The 17,445-nt window shown below is 71.6% G+C and carries 18 protein-coding genes and 1 riboswitch; of the genes, 4 read left to right on the top strand and 14 right to left on the bottom strand.

The annotated features are described in order from the left end of the window. Positions 1-29 precede the first annotated feature (29 nt). The 3 genes from QQM72_RS19255 to QQM72_RS19245 form a co-directional block, all read right to left on the bottom strand. Positions 30-689 carry a TetR/AcrR family transcriptional regulator gene (locus QQM72_RS19255; RefSeq protein ID WP_314222087.1) on the bottom strand — a complete coding sequence of 220 codons (660 nt, stop codon included), beginning with the start codon at positions 687-689 and terminating at the stop codon, positions 30-32. Between the two features lie 74 nt (positions 690-763). Then, positions 764-904 (bottom strand): SCO1431 family membrane protein, encoded by a 141-nt coding sequence (locus QQM72_RS19250; protein ID WP_314222086.1) that lies wholly within the window; start codon positions 902-904, stop codon positions 764-766. Between the two features lie 91 nt (positions 905-995). Further along, entirely contained in the window at positions 996-2,363 is a 1,368-nt protein-coding gene (locus QQM72_RS19245; RefSeq protein ID WP_314222085.1) for a peptidase C39 family protein, read from the bottom strand. A gap of 188 nt (positions 2,364-2,551) precedes the next feature. Between QQM72_RS19245 and QQM72_RS19240 the strand changes: the two genes are divergently transcribed. Both QQM72_RS19240 and QQM72_RS19235 read left to right on the top strand, forming a co-directional pair. Next, positions 2,552-3,187, top strand: coding sequence for a uridine kinase family protein (locus QQM72_RS19240; RefSeq protein ID WP_314222134.1), 636 nt, complete (start codon positions 2,552-2,554; stop codon positions 3,185-3,187). Between the two features lie 437 nt (positions 3,188-3,624). Next, positions 3,625-5,487, top strand: a complete 1,863-nt coding sequence (locus QQM72_RS19235; protein WP_314222084.1) for an AAA family ATPase — start codon at positions 3,625-3,627, stop codon at positions 5,485-5,487. An 18-nt stretch (positions 5,488-5,505) separates the two neighbouring features. Here QQM72_RS19235 and QQM72_RS19230 read toward each other — a convergent pair whose 3' ends face one another. The 9 genes from QQM72_RS19230 to QQM72_RS19190 form a co-directional block, all read right to left on the bottom strand. Continuing rightward, positions 5,506-6,630 carry a hemolysin family protein gene (locus QQM72_RS19230; protein ID WP_314222083.1) on the bottom strand — a complete coding sequence of 375 codons (1,125 nt, stop codon included), beginning with the start codon at positions 6,628-6,630 and terminating at the stop codon, positions 5,506-5,508. Next, on the bottom strand, positions 6,627-7,952 hold the full coding sequence (locus QQM72_RS19225; protein WP_314222082.1) for a hemolysin family protein: 1,326 nt from the start codon (positions 7,950-7,952) through the stop codon (positions 6,627-6,629). Before QQM72_RS19225 ends, QQM72_RS19230 begins: the two co-directional genes overlap by 4 nt. A 206-nt stretch (positions 7,953-8,158) precedes the next feature. Beyond that, entirely contained in the window at positions 8,159-8,626 is a 468-nt protein-coding gene (locus QQM72_RS19220; RefSeq protein ID WP_314222081.1) for a PH domain-containing protein, read from the bottom strand. 14 nt (positions 8,627-8,640) lie between these two features. Then, positions 8,641-9,489 carry an ATP phosphoribosyltransferase gene (gene hisG, locus QQM72_RS19215; protein ID WP_314222080.1) on the bottom strand — a complete coding sequence of 283 codons (849 nt, stop codon included), beginning with the start codon at positions 9,487-9,489 and terminating at the stop codon, positions 8,641-8,643. Positions 9,490-9,560: 71 nt separating this feature from the next. Further along, complete coding sequence (locus QQM72_RS19210) at positions 9,561-9,833, bottom strand: phosphoribosyl-ATP diphosphatase (protein WP_054239553.1); 273 nt, start codon at positions 9,831-9,833, stop codon at positions 9,561-9,563. Between the two features lie 33 nt (positions 9,834-9,866). Continuing rightward, on the bottom strand, positions 9,867-10,352 hold the full coding sequence (gene ribH / locus QQM72_RS19205) for a 6,7-dimethyl-8-ribityllumazine synthase (protein ID WP_020128903.1): 486 nt from the start codon (positions 10,350-10,352) through the stop codon (positions 9,867-9,869). A gap of 37 nt (positions 10,353-10,389) precedes the next feature. Beyond that, positions 10,390-11,679, bottom strand: a complete 1,290-nt coding sequence (locus QQM72_RS19200; RefSeq protein ID WP_314222079.1) for a bifunctional 3,4-dihydroxy-2-butanone-4-phosphate synthase/GTP cyclohydrolase II — start codon at positions 11,677-11,679, stop codon at positions 10,390-10,392. Further along, positions 11,676-12,317 (bottom strand): nicotinamide mononucleotide transporter family protein, encoded by a 642-nt coding sequence (locus QQM72_RS19195; RefSeq protein ID WP_314222078.1) that lies wholly within the window; start codon positions 12,315-12,317, stop codon positions 11,676-11,678. Before QQM72_RS19195 ends, QQM72_RS19200 begins: the two co-directional genes overlap by 4 nt. Then, entirely contained in the window at positions 12,314-12,919 is a 606-nt protein-coding gene (locus tag QQM72_RS19190; RefSeq protein ID WP_314222077.1) for a riboflavin synthase, read from the bottom strand. Before QQM72_RS19190 ends, QQM72_RS19195 begins: the two co-directional genes overlap by 4 nt. A gap of 146 nt (positions 12,920-13,065) precedes the next feature. Next, positions 13,066-13,196, bottom strand: a riboswitch (FMN riboswitch). A 377-nt stretch (positions 13,197-13,573) separates the two neighbouring features. Between QQM72_RS19190 and QQM72_RS19185 the strand changes: the two genes are divergently transcribed. Beyond that, positions 13,574-14,317, top strand: a complete 744-nt coding sequence (locus QQM72_RS19185) for an SDR family oxidoreductase (RefSeq protein ID WP_314222076.1) — start codon at positions 13,574-13,576, stop codon at positions 14,315-14,317. Between the two features lie 75 nt (positions 14,318-14,392). Here QQM72_RS19185 and QQM72_RS19180 read toward each other — a convergent pair whose 3' ends face one another. Further along, positions 14,393-15,658, bottom strand: a complete 1,266-nt coding sequence (locus tag QQM72_RS19180; RefSeq protein ID WP_314222075.1) for an ROK family transcriptional regulator — start codon at positions 15,656-15,658, stop codon at positions 14,393-14,395. Positions 15,659-15,792: 134 nt separating this feature from the next. Here QQM72_RS19180 and QQM72_RS19175 point away from each other — a divergent pair, with 134 nt between their 5' ends. Next, positions 15,793-17,013, top strand: coding sequence for an MFS transporter (locus QQM72_RS19175; protein ID WP_314222074.1), 1,221 nt, complete (start codon positions 15,793-15,795; stop codon positions 17,011-17,013). Here the strand turns inward: QQM72_RS19175 and QQM72_RS19170 are convergent. Further along, positions 16,973-17,431: an acyl-CoA thioesterase gene (locus QQM72_RS19170; protein ID WP_314222073.1), complete on the bottom strand. Its 459-nt coding sequence runs from the start codon at positions 17,429-17,431 to the stop codon at positions 16,973-16,975. The two genes, QQM72_RS19175 and QQM72_RS19170, sit on opposite strands and share 41 nt — an antisense overlap. Positions 17,432-17,445 lie beyond the last annotated feature (14 nt).

The following is a 17,445-nucleotide window of genomic DNA, read 5'->3' as shown; positions in this document are numbered from 1 at the left end:
GCCTCCCCTGCGCGCGTCGGCCCCGTGCGTCAGTCCGCGCGGCGGGCCGGCTTCGGCGCGGCGAAGGCGGGTTCGAGCTCCTCGATGGCGCGCAGACAGCCGCCCAGGGTCTTCACCAGCAGATCGCCCATGATCTCGCGGGAGAGTTCGGGGCGGGCCAGCCACTCCAGGGTGGCGCCCTCGACGCTGCACACCCAGGAGAGCAGGCCCATGCGGGGCACTGCCGGGATGTCGCTGCTGCCGTACGCGCCCTCGGCGATGGTCGCCACGATCGCCGCGCGCACCCCGTCCCGGATGGCGTGCACCTCGGTGTCGAAGCCGACGCCGCCGCTGACGATCGTGCGGTACGCGGCCGTGTTGTGCTCGGCGTAGCGCAGATAGCTGTCGATGGTGCGGTGCACCCGGTCCACCTGGGGCAGTTCGAGGCCGCTCGCCGCGAAGGTGACCAGATCGGCGACGGAGTCCTGGATGATCGCCAGGTAGTAGCCGCGCTTGGACTGGAAGTAGTAGTAGATCAGCCCCTTGGCGACATGCGCCTGCCGGGCGATGTCGTCCATCGAGAGCGCGTCGTAGGACGTGTCGGCGAACAACTTCCGCCCGATGGAGATGAGTTCGGCGCGGCGCGCCAGTGAGCGCTCGGTGCCGCGTGCCCGGGGACGGGCAACTTCGCGCTGGTCACTGATATTCAATTTCGACCCTGGTCTCGGGCGGTCGGCGGGACATCCGCAGTATGTCAGGTCAACCGTGCGTCAGGTCACGCCCGTCACAGCAGTCCCAGCTGGGTGACCAGCATCGCGACGACCGCGACGAGGACCCAGCCCATGACGTGCTCCAGGACCTTCGGGCCGTCGGTCCCGGGGCCGCCGGTACGGGTGCGGGTGGCGGTGGCTGTCTGTGCGGTCATGGTGTCTCGCTGAGGTCGGACGGACAGGGCGGTCCCCCCACCGTTCCGTCCACCTTGCCACCCGCCGGGGCTTTTGCGGCGGAGACCTTGCTCACATGGGGACCCCCACCGCCGTGAGGGCCATGCACTGGCGGGCCGTGGGGCGCGCCGGGAAGTACAGGTAGCAGACGCCTCCGGTGCCGGACGCGACCTTGCCGCTCGCGTTGTACCGCTTGGTCCTGAGCCAGATGTTCTCGAACTCCCGCCGCCGGTACACGCGCCGCACGGCCGTGTCGTCCGCCGAGAACGGGTCGTTGGCGATCACATCGCCCTCGGCCGTGAAGCCGATCACGGTCATCAGGTGCCCGGATGTGCCGTATCCCGCGCCCGTGAGCTCCTCCTTCAGGAAGGACTGGGACGTTATGGCCGGGATCCCCGCGGCGACGAGCGTCTCCAGGTCGGTGAGCGAGCCGAGCCGGGTGACGACGCCCTGGAGATCCTTGAAGGTGGCCGCGTAGGCGGCGTTGAACGGCCAGTTGCCGCAGCCGGCGTACTGGTGGTCGTACGTGTGCCTGGCCGCGTGACAGACCTGCGGGTCGGCGTAGGACGGGTCGACCCACGCCAGTTGCCCGGCGGTGAGCCGGCCGCCCCAGTACTCGACGATCATCTGCGAGGAGGTGGGGCTGCACCAGGCCTCGCCGCCGCTGTCGTACTCGGGGTACTGGCCCAGGTGGATCTCCTGCGAGTAGCGCGGGACGGCCAGCTCCTGCGCGAGGCCGGGCGCGGAGGCCGGGACGGTGAACCGGTCCGGGATGTCGGAGCCCATCGCGCCCAGCCGCCACACGGTCGGGGTGAGCTTGGTGCCGGGCCGGCGGTACAGCGTGAGACGGAGGCGGCAGGCGGCGAGACGCAGGCCGGTCGAGGCGTCGTCGATCGCGAAGGTGTCGGTCCAGACGGTGCTCCGGCCGTCGCTCTGGTCGTCGACCGAGGTGCGCTTGATGTCCTGGTCGCCGGAGGCCCAGCGGCCCATCACGTACCAGGGGGTGTCCGTGCCGTCGGAGTACGTGCCCTTCAGCTCGACCTGGAGCCAAGTGCCGGCCGGGGTGCTCGCGTTCCAGGAGGCGATCACCTCCGTCGCCGGGACGGCGAGCTTCTGGACCGGGGACGTCCAGGTCGCGTACTCCCAGGTGGCCGTGGTCTTGGTGTGCGGGTCGGTGTAGTCGACGGTGCCGAGCGGGGCGCCGACGGCCACGCCCGGGCGCAGGCCCGCCACGGCACGGGTGCCCTTGGCCGTGCCGGCGCGCCAGTCGGCGTACGTGGTCCAGGAGCGGTAGTCGACGGTCCGGGCCGGGGCCGACTCGGCGATCGCGGTGTCCGCCGCGTCGGCGGCCGCGGCGGCCGGGGCCGAGCCCCCTGTCACCGCGGCGGCGACCGCGGCGGCGAGGACCGTTCTGCGGGACGGCTGTTCGGCTCTGCTCATGTGCGGAAGACCCCCAGGGTGTCTGCGCGACTGTGCGCCAACTATGGACGGAGCGGGCGCCGCCTTCCAGCACTTCCGCCCGTGCCACGCCGCCAATATTGGTCTGGGCCACTGGCGGCGCGCGCGGTCGACCGTAGACTTCGGCACCGTACGACGCCCCCCTGACCCCGCTCCCCCCGGGAACCGCCATCCATCAGCTCGCCCTCCGTCAGCTCGCCTCCCGCCTGCGCCGTCTGCCGCCGTCCTGCGGGCCGGTCCGGCTGATCGGTGTCGACGGACACGCCGGTTCGGGGAAGTCCACCCTGGCCGAAAGGCTCGCCGAGGCGCTGGGGGGCGCGCCGGTGCTGCGTCTCGACGACCTCGCCAGCCACGACGAGCTGTTCGCCTGGACCGGGCGGCTGCTGACCCAGGTCATCGAGCCGTTCGGCCGCGGCGAGAGCGCGCACTACGCCCCCTACGACTGGCGCGCCCGTCGCTTCGGCCCGCCGCGGCCGCTGCCGACGGCCCCGGTCGTCCTGATCGAGGGGGTCGGCGCCGGCCGCCGCGCCCTGCGCCCGTTCCTGGCGTGTCTGCTGTGGATGGACATGCCGCCCGAGGAGGCCTGGGCGCGCGGACGGTCCCGGGACGGGGAGGAGCAACGGGAGTTCTGGGACGGGTGGGTCGCGGCCGAGATCCGTCACTTCGCCGATGATCCTTCGCGCCCCCATGCCACCCTGCTGGTACGGCAGTTGAGGCAGGGGTACGCGGTGCTGCCGGGGCCGGTGGGAGACCTTGGACCACACCGGGATGTCACCCACCGTGACGGACCACCCGCGATGTGGTGAACGCGTGAAGGGCCCTGCGTTCGAACTTCGCCAACTGCCTCAACCATGCTTGACCGGCGGCCCGTACAGGACTTACGTTCTGAATGTGCGGCTATCACAGCCGCCCTCGGACGCGAAGCCCCCGGTTGTTCCCCCGTGATCGGGGGCTTCGTTCTGTCCTCATCCCGTCCGACGCCTCGTTTCCGGACGCGCCACGGCACGATTCGCTCACCCAGGGTCACCACGCGCGATGCGCCCCGTCCGCTCCCACCTCGCCGAACGGCCTGTGCGCACCCTACGGCGAGCGGCTCCCACGCAGGTACGATGCCCTCGGTGCGACCTGGGCGACTGCCTCGCGCACCTTGCAACTCCGGTCCGCGGCACAGCGGTTCGACCAAGGCAGCCGAAGGGCGACGCCCGGCGGCACACCGACGGGGGCACGGTTTGTGGGGGACGTGATGGACTTCGGCACGCAGGGCCCCGACGCCCCGGCCGACCTCGCCTGGCTGCGAGGCGTGGACGCCTACACGATGGGCGCCTATCCGCAGGCGGAGGAGGAGTTCCGCACGGCGGTGCGGATCGATCCCGGGATGGCCGACGGCTGGCTCGGGCTGCACGCGCTGCGCGTCGACACGACGACCGCGCTGCTGCGGATGTTCCGGCACCGCGAGCGCTTCGGCGAGCAGCGCACCCGGCACCGCCGCACCCTCAACTCCTGGTACTGGCTGGGCTGGTGGGTGCAACCGGTGCTGGAGAGTCCGCGCGACCTGCTGCTGGCGCACGCCTCGCACTGGCTGGACGGCCGCCATGTGCCCGAACTGGACCGGGCGCTCGCCGGGCTGCCGCCCGTCGACACCGATCACCAGGTCCGCTTCCTGCACGCCTGCCGCGCCTATCTGGTCAAGGACTGGGAGCAGTTGGTACGGCACACCGACCCGCTGCTCGACGACCCCCTGCTGGGCATCGAGGCCGGTCTGTTCGGCGGGATGGCGCGGGTCCGGCTGGAGATGTACGGACAGGCCGAACCGCTGCTGTCGTCGGCCCTGATGCGCTGCCGCAGCGAGCAGCCGCAGCGCAAGGAGCTGCGGTACTGGCTGGCCCGCGCCCACGAGGGAACGGGCCGTTCGGCGGCGGCTCTCCCCCTCTACCGGGCGGTGCACCGCGTCGACGCCGCCTTCATGGACACCTCCGCCCGGCTCGCCGCGATCGCCGAGGGCGACGGATACGACGACCCCGCCGACTTCGCGGCGATCACGCTCACCGGAATCGGGCAGGACATGGTGGACGGCCCCGACGGCTTCGACCCGCTGTTCGGCACCGAGGGCCGGGATCTGCGGCTGACCGAGCCCTCCGACCTGCCGCCCGTCGGCCCGCTGCCGTCGGTGACCGACCCTGCGGTGCGGGAGAAGAGCGTCGTCGCCTCGTCGCTGCCGGCCGGGCCCACCGATCCCGCTTTACTCGAGGAGGCGCTCGCCGAACTGGAGGGCATGGTCGGCCTGGAGCCGGTGAAACGCCAGGTCAAGGCCCTTTCGGCACAGCTCAACATGGCGCGGCTGCGGACCGGCCAGGGCCTTCCGGTCCAGCCGCCGAAGCGCCACTTCGTCTTCTCCGGTCCCTCCGGCACCGGCAAGACCACGGTGGCCCGCATCCTCGGCCGGGTCTTCTACGCCCTCGGTCTGCTGGGCGGAGACCATCTCGTGGAGGCCCAGCGGGCCGACCTGGTCGGCGAGTACCTCGGCCAGACGGCGGTGAAGGCCAACGAGCTGATCGACTCCGCCCTCGGTGGCGTGCTCTTCGTCGACGAGGCGTACTCGCTCTCGAACTCCGGTTACGGCAAGGGCGACGCGTACGGCGACGAGGCGCTCCAGGTACTGCTGAAGCGGGCCGAGGACAACCGGGACCACCTGGTGGTGATCCTGGCCGGCTATCCGGAGGGCATGGACCGTCTGCTGGCCGCGAACCCCGGGCTGTCCTCCCGCTTCACGACCCGTGTCGACTTCCCGTCCTACCGGCCCCTGGAGCTCACCTCCATCGGCGAGGTGCTGGCCGCGGAGAACGGCGACGCCTGGGACGAGGAGGCCCTGGACGAGCTGCGCTCCATCGCCGGGCACGTCGTGGACCAGGGGTGGATCGACGAACTGGGCAACGGGCGGTTCCTGCGCACCCTGTACGAGAAGAGCTGCGCCTACCGCGATCTTCGGCTGTCGACCTATCCGGGCGGACTGACCCGGGACGACCTCGCGACCCTGCGCCTGCCGGATCTGATGCAGGCGTACGGGGAGGTGCTGTCGGGGAGGGGGCCGCAGGATCCGGCGGTGTGACGGATCCCGCGGCGCCGCTCAGCTCGCCAGCGCTTCCTCCGGGGACGGGGGTCCGCCCTGCTCCAGCGGGGCCGAGACCTTGGGGGAACCCCCCCTCGGCTCCGTCAGCCGGATCCCGGAGACCTCCCGGTGCGCGGGGTCGGTGACCTCGCCCACCAGCAGCTCCAGCACGTCCTCCAGGGCGACCAGGCCGAGCACCCTGCCGGACGCGTCGGCCACCTGCGCCAGGTGGGTCGCCGCCCGGCGCATCACCGTCAGCGCGTCGTCCAGCGGCAGTTCGGAGCGGAGCGTCGTCATCGGTCGCCACACCTGCTGCGGCACCGCCCGCTCGGACTCCTCCAGGTCGAGGACGTCCTTCACGTGCAGATAGCCCATGAAGGCGCCCTTCTCCGCGGCCACCGGGAAGCGGGAGTAGCCGGTACGGGCGGTCAGCCCGACGATCTCCCCGGGGGTGACCGACGGGCTGACCGTCACCAGGGACTCGCGCTTCAGCAGCACGTCCGTCACCGGGCGGGAACCCAGCTCCAGCGCGTCCTCCAGCCGTTCCTGCTCCTCGGGGTCGAGGAGGCCGGCCTGGCCGGAGTCCTCCAGCAGGCGGTTCAGCTGCTCGCTGGTGACGACGGCCTCGACCTCGTCCTTGGGTTCGACGTGGAAGAGCCGCAGGATGCCGCGGGCGCAGGCGCCGAGGGCCACCGTGATCGGCCGGCAGACCCGGGCGAAGGCGACCAGGCCGGGGCTGAGCCACAGGGCGGCCCTCTCGGGGGCCGCCATGGCGAGGTTCTTCGGGACCATCTCGCCGATGACGAGGTGGAAGAAGACCACGGCCGCGAGGGCCACCACGTAGCCCAGCGGATGGATCATGCCGTGCGGGAGGTGGACCGCCTCGAGAACCGGCTCCAGCAGGTGCGCGACCGTCGGTTCGGCGACCGCGCCCAGGGTGAGGGAGCAGACGGTGATGCCGAACTGGGCGGCCGCCATCATCTGGGGCAGGCGTTCCAGACCGTAGAGGACCTGACGGGCCCGCGCGGTGCCCAGTGGCTCGATCTGGCTGCGGCGCACGGAGACGAGCGCGAACTCGGCGCCGACGAAGAATCCGTTGGCGAGCACGAGCAGCGCGGCGAAGAGAAGCTGGAAGGCGCTCATCGGGCGACCTCCACGACCTGGCCGGTCCGCACCAGGCGGACCCGCTCGGCGCGGTAGTGGCCGACGCGGCGCACGGAGACCCGCCAGCCGGGCAGTTCGGCCCGGTCGCCGACGGCCGGGATCCGGCCGAGCAGGTCGGCGACCAGCCCGGCGACCGTCTCGTACGGTCCTTCGGGGACCGCCAGACCTATGCGCTGGAGGGTGTCGACACGGCAGCTGCCGTCCACGTCCCAGGCGGGCCTGCCCTCCTCGGGCGGGGCCGCGGCGAGTTCGGGCGTGTCCTGGCCGTCGTGCTCGTCACGGACCTCGCCGACGATCTCCTCGACGATGTCCTCGAGCGTGACCACGCCGGCCGTGCCGCCGTACTCGTCGACGACTACGGCGATGGGCTGCTCGCTGCGCAGCCGGGCCAGCAGGGGCTGGACGGGCAGGGTCTCCGGGACCAGCAGCGCGGGGCGGGCGATACGGCCGAGCGGGGTACGCAGCCGGTCGTGGACGGGGATCGCCAGGGCGTCCTTGAGGTGGACCATGCCGACGATCTCGTCGATCTTCTCGCGGTAGACAGGGAACCGGGACAGCCCGGTGGCGCGGGTCAGGTTGACCACGTCCTCGGCGGTGGCCGACGACTGCAGGGCGCTCACCTTCACCCGTGGGGTCATGACGTGCTGAGCGGTCAGCTCGGCCAGCGACAGGGTCCGGACGAAGAGGTCGGCCGTGTCCTGTTCGAGCGCCCCGGCCTGGGCCGAGTGCCGGGCCAGCGAGACGAGTTCGCCGGGGGTCCGCGCGGAGGCCAGCTCCGCGGTGGGCTCGATGCCCAGGGCGCGCACCAGCCGGTTGGCCACGGTGTTGAGCGCCGCGATCACCGGCCGGAGGAGGCGGGAGAAGCCGGCCTGCGGGCCCGCGACGAAGCGCGCGACCTGGAGGGGCTTGGACACCGCCCAGTTCTTGGGCACCAGCTCGCCGATCACCATCTGCACGGCGGAGGCCAGCAGCATGCCGACGACCACGGCGACACCGGAGACGGCGCCCTCGGGGATGCCGATCGCGGCGAACGGGCCGTGCAGCAGCTCGGCCAGCGCCGGCTCGGCGAGCATGCCGACGACGAGGGAGGTGATGGTGATGCCGAGCTGGGTGCCGGAGAGCTGGAAGGACAGTTCCTTCAGCGACTCGACGACCGTACGGGCTCGTCTGTCGCCCTCGGCGGCGGCCTTCTCGGCGTCCGGCCGCTCGACCGTGACGAGGCCGAACTCGGCGGCGACGAAGAAGCCGTTGGCGAGGATGAGCAGGAACGCGGCTGCCAGGAGCAGCAACGGGGTGGTCATGATGCCGCCGCCTCCGAAAGAGGTCGGACAGGGGCGGCGCAGGTACTACAGGACGAACCGTCCATCGCCGGAGGGAGTCACTCCTCGGGTAGCAGGAACCCCTGTGCACCCGGCTGGGAGCCACAGGGGCGGAGGCGTCAGAGGAACGCCTCCGTCACCAGATTAATCAAGACACGGGCTTCAGCGGCAGGGTGGACAGCCCCGAGTCAGCCCTGATCTTGCTCTGTGGACTCCTCGGGGTCCCGGACGGACCGGGCTTCCGCGAGGGTCCGCAGGGTGCGCGCGTCGGCGATGGCCTGCTGCTTGTCGATGCCCGGCTGGATACCGAGGGCGGGCAGGCTGGTGCCGTCGCTGAGGTTGAGGAACACCCAGGGGTCGCCCGGACGGAGGTTCACCTGGACGATCTCGGCCCAGTCCAGGCGCCGCCTGCTGGCGATGTTCACGACGGTGACACCGGAGTCGTCGGCGACGACCCGCACCCGGGCGAGCTGGGCCAGCACCCAGAAGATGAGGGCGCCGGTGAGGATGAAGCTGAGCCGCTCCCCCGGGCCGAGCTGCTCCAGCAGCATCGCCACGGCGGAGATGACGAGGAGGATCACCACTCCGGCCGTGAGCAACACCACACGGGTGCGCCCTGGCCGGAAGGTGACGGGGAGGGTCGGCAGGTTGGACATGTTCCCGGCTGAGGTCAGAGTCGGCAGGCGTGGATGGCCGTGGTCAGGATGGCGCGGGCGCCGATGTCGTAGAGGTCGTCCATGATCCGCTGGGCCTCCTTGGCCGGGACCATCGCGCGGACGGCGACCCAGCCCTCGTTGTGCAGCGGGGAGACGGTCGGCGACTCCAGACCCGGGGTCAGCGCGACGGCCTTCTCGAGCTGCTCGACGCGGCAGTCGTAGTCCATCATCACGTACGTCCGGGCGACCAGGACGCCCTGGAGGCGGCGCAGGAACTGCTGCACCTTGGGCTCCTCGACGTCGGCGCCGGTGCGCCGGATCACGATGGCCTCGGACTTCATGATGGGCTCGCCGAAGACCTCGAGGCCCGCGTTGCGCAGGGAGGTGCCGGTCTCGACGACGTCGGCGATGACCTCGGCGACACCCAGTTCGATCGCGGTCTCGACCGCGCCGTCGAGGTGGACCACGGAGGCGTCGACGCCCTGCTCGGCCAGGTGCTTGGCGACGATGCCCTCGTAGGAGGTGGCGACCGTCCGGCCCTGGAGGTCCTCGAGGCCGGCGGCCGTGCCCGGCTTTCCGGCGAAGCGGAAGGTGGAGCGGGCGAAGCCGAGCGGGAGGATCTCCTCGGCGTTGGCGCCGGAGTCGATCAGCAGGTCACGGCCGGTGATGCCGATGTCGAGGCGCCCGGAGGAGACGTAGATCGCGATGTCCCGGGGGCGGAGGTAGAAGAACTCGACGTCGTTGACCGGGTCGACGATCCGCAGCTCCTTGGACTCGCGCCGCTGCTGGTAGCCGGCCTCATGCAGCATCTCCCCCGCGGGGCCTGACAGGGAACCCTTGTTGGGGACGGCGATGCGCAGCATGAGGTCGGCTTCCTTCGCGTGGAACGTGACGATCGGGGCGGATATGTGCGGTGGTGTCTGAGAAATGATGTTTACAGGTGGGCGTACACGTCGTCCAGCGAGATTCCGCGGGCGACCATCATCACCTGGACGTGGTAGAGCAGCTGCGAGATCTCCTCGGCGGCTGCTTCCTTGCCTTCGTACTCGGCCGCCATCCAGACCTCTGCGGCCTCTTCGACGACCTTCTTGCCGATGGCATGGACGCCCTTCCCGACCAGTTCTGCGGTGCGGGAAGTGGCGGGGTCGCCGCTGGCGGCCTTCTGCTGGAGCTCGGTGAAGAGCTCCTCGAACGTCTTCTTGGACATGGTGATCCCACCCTAGCCGTTGTGCCGGCCTGCCTACCGCCAGGGTTCGGATACTGAGCGGAGGGTGGCCGCGGTCGCCACCGCCGCCGTCACCGCCTCGTGCCCCTTGTCCTCGTTGGAGCCCTCGAGGCCGGCCCGGTCCAGGGCCTGCTCCTCGGTGTCACAGGTGAGGACGCCCATGCCGACGGGCACGCCGGTCTCGACGGAGACCTGGGTGAGTCCCTGGGTGACGCCCTGGCACACGTACTCGAAGTGCGGGGTGCCGCCGCGGATGACGACGCCGAGGGCGACGATCGCGTCGTAGCCCCGCCCGGCCAGCACCTTGGCGACGACCGGGAGCTCCCAGCTGCCGGGGACCCTGAGCAGGGTCGGCTCGTCGATGCCGAGGTCGTGCAGGGCGCGCAGCGCGCCGTCGACCAGTCCGTCCATCACCTTCTCGTGCCACTGTGCCGCGATGACGGCGACCCGCAGGTCACCCACATTGCGTACGGACAGCTCCGGTGCGCCCTTGCCGCTCACGTCTCTCCTCTTGCCTTTCGTGCCTTGCCGACTGGTGTTACTGGTTGCCGCAGGGGGACACGGGGGCCGTGTCCAGCCAGGGCAGGTCGTGTCCCATCCGGTCCCGCTTGGTGCGCAGGTAGCGGATGTTGTGCTCGCCCGCCTGTACGGGCATCGGCTCGCGCCGGGTGACCTCGATGCCGTGCCGGACGAGGGCGTCGGTCTTCTCGGGGTTGTTGGTCAGCAGGCGCACACTGCGCACGCCGAGGTCCTCGAGGATCTGCGCGCCGGCCGCGTAGTCACGGGCGTCGGCGGGCAGGCCCAGCTCCAGGTTGGCGTCGAGGGTGTCGTGTCCCTGCTCCTGGAGCTCGTAGGCCCTCAGTTTGGAGAGCAGACCGATGCCCCGGCCCTCGTGCCCGCGCAGATAGACCACCACGCCCCGGCCCTCGCTCTGGATGCGCTCCAGGGAGGTGTCGAGCTGGGGGCCGCAGTCGCAGCGCTGGGAGGCGAAGATGTCGCCGGTGAGGCACTCGGAGTGCACCCGGACGAGGACGTCCTCGCCGTCGCCGATCTCGCCGTGGACCAGGGCGACGTGCTCGACCCCGTCGACGGTGGAGCGGTAGCCGTACGCGGTGAAGGTGCCGTGCACGGTGGGCAGCCGGGTCTGCGCCTCGCGGCGGACGGTGGGCTCGGCGCTGCGGCGGTAGGCGATCAGGTCCTCGATGGAGATGATCGTCAGGCCGTGCTTGCGGGCGAACGGGATCAGTTCGGGCAGGCGGAGCATCCGGCCGTCCTCGCCGGCGATCTCGACGATCGCACCGGCCGGGCGCAGCCCCGCGAGACGGGCGAGGTCGACGGCCGCCTCGGTGTGGCCGTCGCGGGTCAGCACACCGCCGGGCTTGGCGCGGAGCGGGAAGATGTGTCCCGGGCGGACGAAGTCCGTGGCCTCGGTGGCGCCGCTCGCCAGGAGCCGCAGCGTGGTGGCGCGGTCGGCGGCGGAGATACCGGTGGTCACGCCATGGGCGGCGGAGGCGTCGACCGAGACCGTGAACGCGGTCTTCATCGACTCGGTGTTGTCCTCGACCATCTGCGGGAGCTGCAGGCGCTCCAGTTCGTCGGCCTCCATGGGGGCGCAGATCAGGCCGCGGCACTCGCTCATCATGAAGGCGACGATCTCCGGGGTGGCCTTCTCCGCGGCGATGACGAGGTCTCCCTCGTTCTCGCGGTCCTCGTCGTCGACGACCACCACGGGGCGGCCGGCGGCGATGTCGGCGATGGCCCGCTCGACGGGGTCCAGCGCGAAGTCCTCGATGCCGTCCGTGCTGTAGAGGATCGGTGCGGTACTCATGCCGGCGCTCCTTCCAGAGCGGGTTGCGAGGCCTTGCGGGAGCGCAGCCACCAGTCGCGCATGCCCCACAGGACGAGCGCGCCGTAGATGACGTAGACGAAGCCGGAGAAGGCGTAGCCGTTGGCGAAGTTCAGGGGGACGCCGACGAGGTCGACGAGGAGCCAGGCGATCCAGAACTCGACCATGCCGCGTGCCTGGGCGTACATGGCGACGATGGTGCCGACGAAGATGTAGGCGTCCGGCCAGGGGTCCCAGGACAGGGACGGGTAGGCCTTGAAGAGCAGGGCCACGGCGACCGTGCCGACGGCGGCGGCGCCGGCCATGGCCGCGCGCTCGATCCAGGTCGCGAAACGAGGCGTGATCTGGCCGTCCGCGGACCGCCCCCTGCTGCGGTTCCACTGCCACCAGCCGTACAGGGCGACGACCATGACGACGACCTGCTTGCCGGCGCTGCCGGTCAGATGTCCGAAGAAGGCGCCGAAGAGGACGAGCCCGGAGAGGAACTGCACCGGCCAGGTCCACAGCGAGCGGCGCCAGCCGAGGGCGAGGGTGATCAGGCCGAGGATGTTGCCGATCATGTCCGACCAGAGGATGTGCTGGTCGAGGAGGGTGAAGGCCTCGGAGTTCAGCGAGTTCACTGCGCCGCTCCCCGGGTGGTGTTCAGCAGGCGCTCGACGTACTTGGCGACGATGTCCACCTCGATGTTGACCGGGTCGCCGGCCTGCTTGAGGCCGAGCGTGGTCAGCGCGAGGGTGGTGGGGATGAGGCTGACGGTGAAGAAGTCGGGTCCGGCCTCGACGACCGTGAGGCTGATGCCGTCGACGGTGATCGAGCCCTTCTCCACGACGTAGCGGGCGAGGTCGGCGGGGAGGGAGATCTTGACGATCTCCCAGTTCTCGGAGGGCTTGCGCTCCAACACCGCGCCGGTGCCGTCGACATGACCCTGCACGATGTGCCCGCCGAGGCGGTCGCCGACGGCGGTGGGGCGTTCGAGGTTGACACGGGAGCCGACGCCGAGTGCTCCGAGGCTGGAGCGGTTCAGGGTCTCCGCCATGACGTCGGCGGTGAACTCGTCACCCTCGTGCTCGACGACGGTGAGACAGACCCCGTTCACGGCGATGGAGTCGCCGTGCTTCGCGCCGTCGGTCACGACGGGGCCGCGCAGCCGGAAGCGGGAGGCGTCGCCGAGATTCTCGACGGCGGTGACCTCACCCAGCTCTTCGACGATTCCGGTGAACACTTCCCGGGTCCTCCTGCCTCTTCGGGCACGGACTCCGGGGCCTGTCGATGACGACAGCAGGTACGGGCAACGACACCGGGGGCGACGCCGGACACACTCGTCCGCGGACGAGTACGTATACGGCGGCGCGCACGAATGCCCGCCCGCCGCGCACTGCCTCCCATCCGGACTTTAACCGTCGGTCCAGGAATTTCACCTGGTCAACCGGTCGCTGGAAGCGACCGGGTCGCGGACTGTAACCGCCGGTTCGGACTTTCACCGACCCCGGAGTGCGCTGCTTTGGTTTACAGGGCCAGTGTGCCACGCCGGGTAGGCGTCCATACAGGTGAAAGATGTGGGGTGGCTCACAGGTCGTCAATTCGGGTTGCGCCCGGCCCGATTCGAGGACTGTCCCGACTCGAACGGGGACTGGTCCATACCTATTGACGGACTGGTCTAGTCCTTTCTAGGGTCGGCGGAGTACGGCCCGGCGGCGGTGACGACGGCCCTTGCCCGCCGCCGGGTCCCCTCACCCGCCGATCGCCGCGCGTTCCGGCCGACGGGACCCCCACCGGGAGCCGCGGGACATGCGAGCCGTGGCCGAGCCCGACAAGCTTGACCCGACGGAGGACGTTCCGGCCTGGAGCGCCCGGTGTCCGAAGGGACTGAAACGGTATGACCACGATCCTCGTGACCGGCGGAACGGGAACCCTGGGCCGGCTCGTCACCGAACGGCTGCGCTCGAACGGGCACGAGGTACGGGTGCTGAGCCGGCACAGCCGGCCGTACGCCGTGGACCTGCGCGAGGGCGGGCCAGGACTCGACACGGCCGTCGCGGGCGTGGACACGATCGTGCACTGCGCGAGCGCTCCGCGCGGAGACGATGTGCAGGCGGCCGAGAACCTGATCGCCGCGGCGCGCCAGGCCGGGGTGCCGCACCTGCTCTACATCTCGATCGTCGGCGTCGACCGGGTTCCGTTCGGCTACTACAAGGCCAAACTCGCCGTGGAGGAACTGCTGGCGGAGTCGGGGCTCGGCTGGACCGTGCTGCGGGCGACCCAGTTCCACGACCTGCTGGTCCAGCTCTTCCAGGGACTGGCCAGGGTACCGGTGATGATGCTGCCGGCCGGGGTGAGCGACCAGCCGGTGGAGGTCGCCGAGGTCGCCGACCGGCTCACGGAGCTGGCCGCGGGCGCGCCGGCCGGCCGGGTCGACGACATGGCCGGGCCCGAGGTCCGCACCTTCGAGTCGCTCGCCCGCGCGTTCCTGAAGGCGAGCGGCCGACGGTGCGCGGTGGTGAACGTGCCGCTGTGGGGCGCGGCCTACCGGGGCTTTCGCGCGGGCGGCCACCTGGCGCCGGATCGGGCGGTGGGCAAGGGCACCTTCGAGGACTACCTGGCGACGCGCATCCGCCGCTAGGTGTACTGATCACGAGCGTTGCCACACCGCACCCGGCGGCCGGCCACCCATCAGCCGCGTCAGCAACGCTGCGGGTCAATACACCTGGGTCGCGGACACGACCTGGTGCGTCTCGGTCCTGTGCGCCGCCGTGAAGAGCTCCTCCTGGGCGGCGTCACGGGCCGTCAGCAGCGCCCCGCGCAGCACCGCGCCGCCGCCCAGGGCACTGGCGCGCACCTCCGTGGGCAGCGGCGCCATCCGCCGGAGCCGCCGTGCCACCAGGCTCGCGAGCACCTCTCCGCCGGCCTGTCCGACCTCCCCGCCGAGGACGACACAGCCGGGGTCGAGGACGGCGACGACGCTGGCCGCGCCGAGGGCGAGCCGATCGGCCAGGGCGTCGAGGAAACCGGCGGCGGACCCGGTGTCCGGCGCGTCCACCGCCGCTCGCACCAGCGCCGCCGCCACCGGCTCGTCGGGGCGCGCGTGCGCCGTCAGCCCGTACTCCCCCGCCAGTGCGGCGATCGCCGCCGAACCGGCCAGCGAGTGGAAGCCGCCCTCGCAGTCGGTCGCCGAGGGCAGGCCGTCGGTGCCGGGTACCGGCAGGAAGCCGATCTCGCCGGTGCCGCCGGAGGCGCCGCGGCGCAGTGCGCCGTCCAGGACGACGGCCGCGCCGGTGCCGTGGCCGAGCCACAGCAGCACGAAGGTGTCGCGGTCCCGGGCGGCTCCCTCGCGCTGTTCGGCCAGGGCGGCGAGATTCGTCTCGTTCTCGACGTGCGCATGCGCGGACGGGAAGCGTTCCTGCAGCGCGGCCACCAGTCGGCGGTGCCACTCGGGCAGGCCGCTGGAGTCGCGCAGCTCGCCGCTGGCGGGGTCGATCAGTCCCGGCGCCCCGATGCCGAGGGTGTGCAGCAGCCCCCGGGCCCGGAGACCCTCGCGCGGGGGTGCCCCGGCGGCCTCGGCCTCCTTCGCCGCCCGCTCGACCAGCGAGACCGCCTGTTCCACGGCCGTCCCGGTGCCCGTGTCGCCGCCGATCGGCACGGACGCCTCGGCGAGCACCCGGCCGACCAGGTCCGAGACGAGTACCGTGACCCCCTCGGTGCGCACGTCCAACGCGGCCAGACGGGCGCGGTCGGCGACGATGCCGTAGAGCTTGGCGTTCGGCCCGCGGCGCTGCTCGCCCGCCTCCCCGACCACCTCGATCAGGCCGGAGGCGGTGAGACGTTCGACCAGGTCGGCGACCGACGGGCGGGACAGGCCGGTGAGTTGCTTCAACCGCCCTGCCGTCAAAGGGCCTTCGTGCTGGAGCAGCCGGAGGGCGAGCCGGTCGTTGATGGCCCGGGCGGTGCTCGGAGATGCGGGCATGGCGGGAATCCTCCCATGGCCGAGGGGGCCCGATCGGCTGCCGCCGACCGTCGGCATCTATTTATCAGGCAGGGTTCCTGATAGTTTACGACGGCATCGCGACGGCGCGGCGCGGATCCGGAAGGGACAGGAGAATGAGCGGAGTGGACGAAGTGATCCACGCACCGGCGGAGGTGCGGCGCGCCCGGTACGCCGTGGCGGCCGTGTTCGCCGTGCACGGCGCGGTCACCGGTTCGTTCGCCACCCGCGTGCCGTGGATCCAGGACCATGCCGACGTCTCCACCGGACAGCTCGGGTTCGCGCTCGCCTTCACGGCGTTCGGCGCGGCCTGCGCGATGCCGCTGGCCGGCTCGATCACCCACCGCTTCGGCAGCCGCGCGGCCCTGCGCGGACTGCTCGCCCTGTGGACACTGTCGCTGACGCTGCCCGCCCTCGCCCCCGACCTGCTGACGCTCTGCCTGGCGATGTTCGCGTACGGCGCGAGCGCGGGCATGGCCGACGTCGCGATGAACGCCCTGGGCGTCGAGGTGGAGCGGCTGCTCGACCGGTCGATCATGTCCGGGCTGCACGGCATGTGGAGCGCGGGCGCCCTGATCGGTTCGGCGGGCGGGACGCTCGCCGCGCACCTCGGTGCGGACGCGCGCGTGCACCATGTGCTGGCGGCGGCCGTCCTCACCCTGCTCGGCCTGCTGGCCTGCCGCTGGGTGCTGGATCTGCGGCCCGCCGAGGACGAGGAGCCGCCCCCGCGGTTCACGCTGCCGCCCCGTTCGGCGCTGCTGATCGGCGCGGTCGGCTTCTGCGCGGTGTTCGCGGAGGGCGCCAGCCTGGACTGGTCGGCCGTCTACCTGCGCGACCAGCTCGGCTCGTCGGCCGGGGCCGCGGCGGCCTGCACCACCGGCTTCATGTTCACGATGGCGGTGGCCCGGATCGTGGGAGACGCGGTGGTGAACCGGTTCGGCGCGGTGCGTACCGTCCGGGCGGGCGGTGTCCTCGCCGCGCTGGGCGGGCTGCTGATCGTCGTCGCGGGCCACCCGGCGGTGGCGATGGGCGGGTTCGGACTGATGGGACTGGGCATCGCGGTCGTCGTACCGCTGTGCTTCGCGGCGGCCGGGCACAGCGGGCCGAACCCCAGCCAGGCCATCGCGGGCGTCGCGACGATCACCTACACCTCCGGGCTGATCGCCCCGAGCCTGATCGGCGGCGTGGCCCAGGCGACCAGCCTGGTGGTGTCCTTCGTCGTGGTGACGGTCCTGGCGTGCGGGCTCGTGCTGTTCGCGGGAGTGCTGCGGGGCGGCGAGCGGATCGGCGCGAAGGTCAGTCCGCAGGCCGCAGCAGTGCCCGGCCCGCGGCCCTGAACGCGTCGCTCCACGGCGTGGGGCGCATCGTGGTCGCGTCGAGTCGCACCAGAACGCGGGTACCGCGCGCGTACGTCGTGGCTCCGTCCGCCGAGCAGAACCGGAAGCCGTAGGTCAGGCCCGTGGTACCGAGCCGGTCCAGCCAGAGGTGGACGGCGTACGTGCCGGTACGGGTGACCGGGGCCTCGTAGCCGATCAGCAGTTCCTTGACCACGTTGCAGGCATCCCCGGCGCTCGCCCAGTCGCCCTCGAAGCGGACCCCGTTGTCCTGCCAGAACTCGCTCCAGGCCCGCTCGACGAGCAGCGGGTAGCGGGCGTTGTGCAGCATGCCCAGTGCGTCCAGGTCGTCGAAGTGGACGGTGACGGGCAGGAGCCGGCCGTACGACACGACGGGGGCGATGGGGGCTTCGGCGGTCACGGCTGGGGCTCCTG

Origin of the sequence: Streptomyces zaehneri, assembly GCF_032248645.1 — a bacterium.
In the GTDB taxonomy this organism is placed as follows: Bacteria; Actinomycetota; Actinomycetes; order Streptomycetales; family Streptomycetaceae; genus Streptomyces; species Streptomyces coriariae.
The sequence above is the reverse complement of the archived record's forward strand: the minus strand, read 5'-3'. Positions and strand labels throughout refer to the sequence as shown.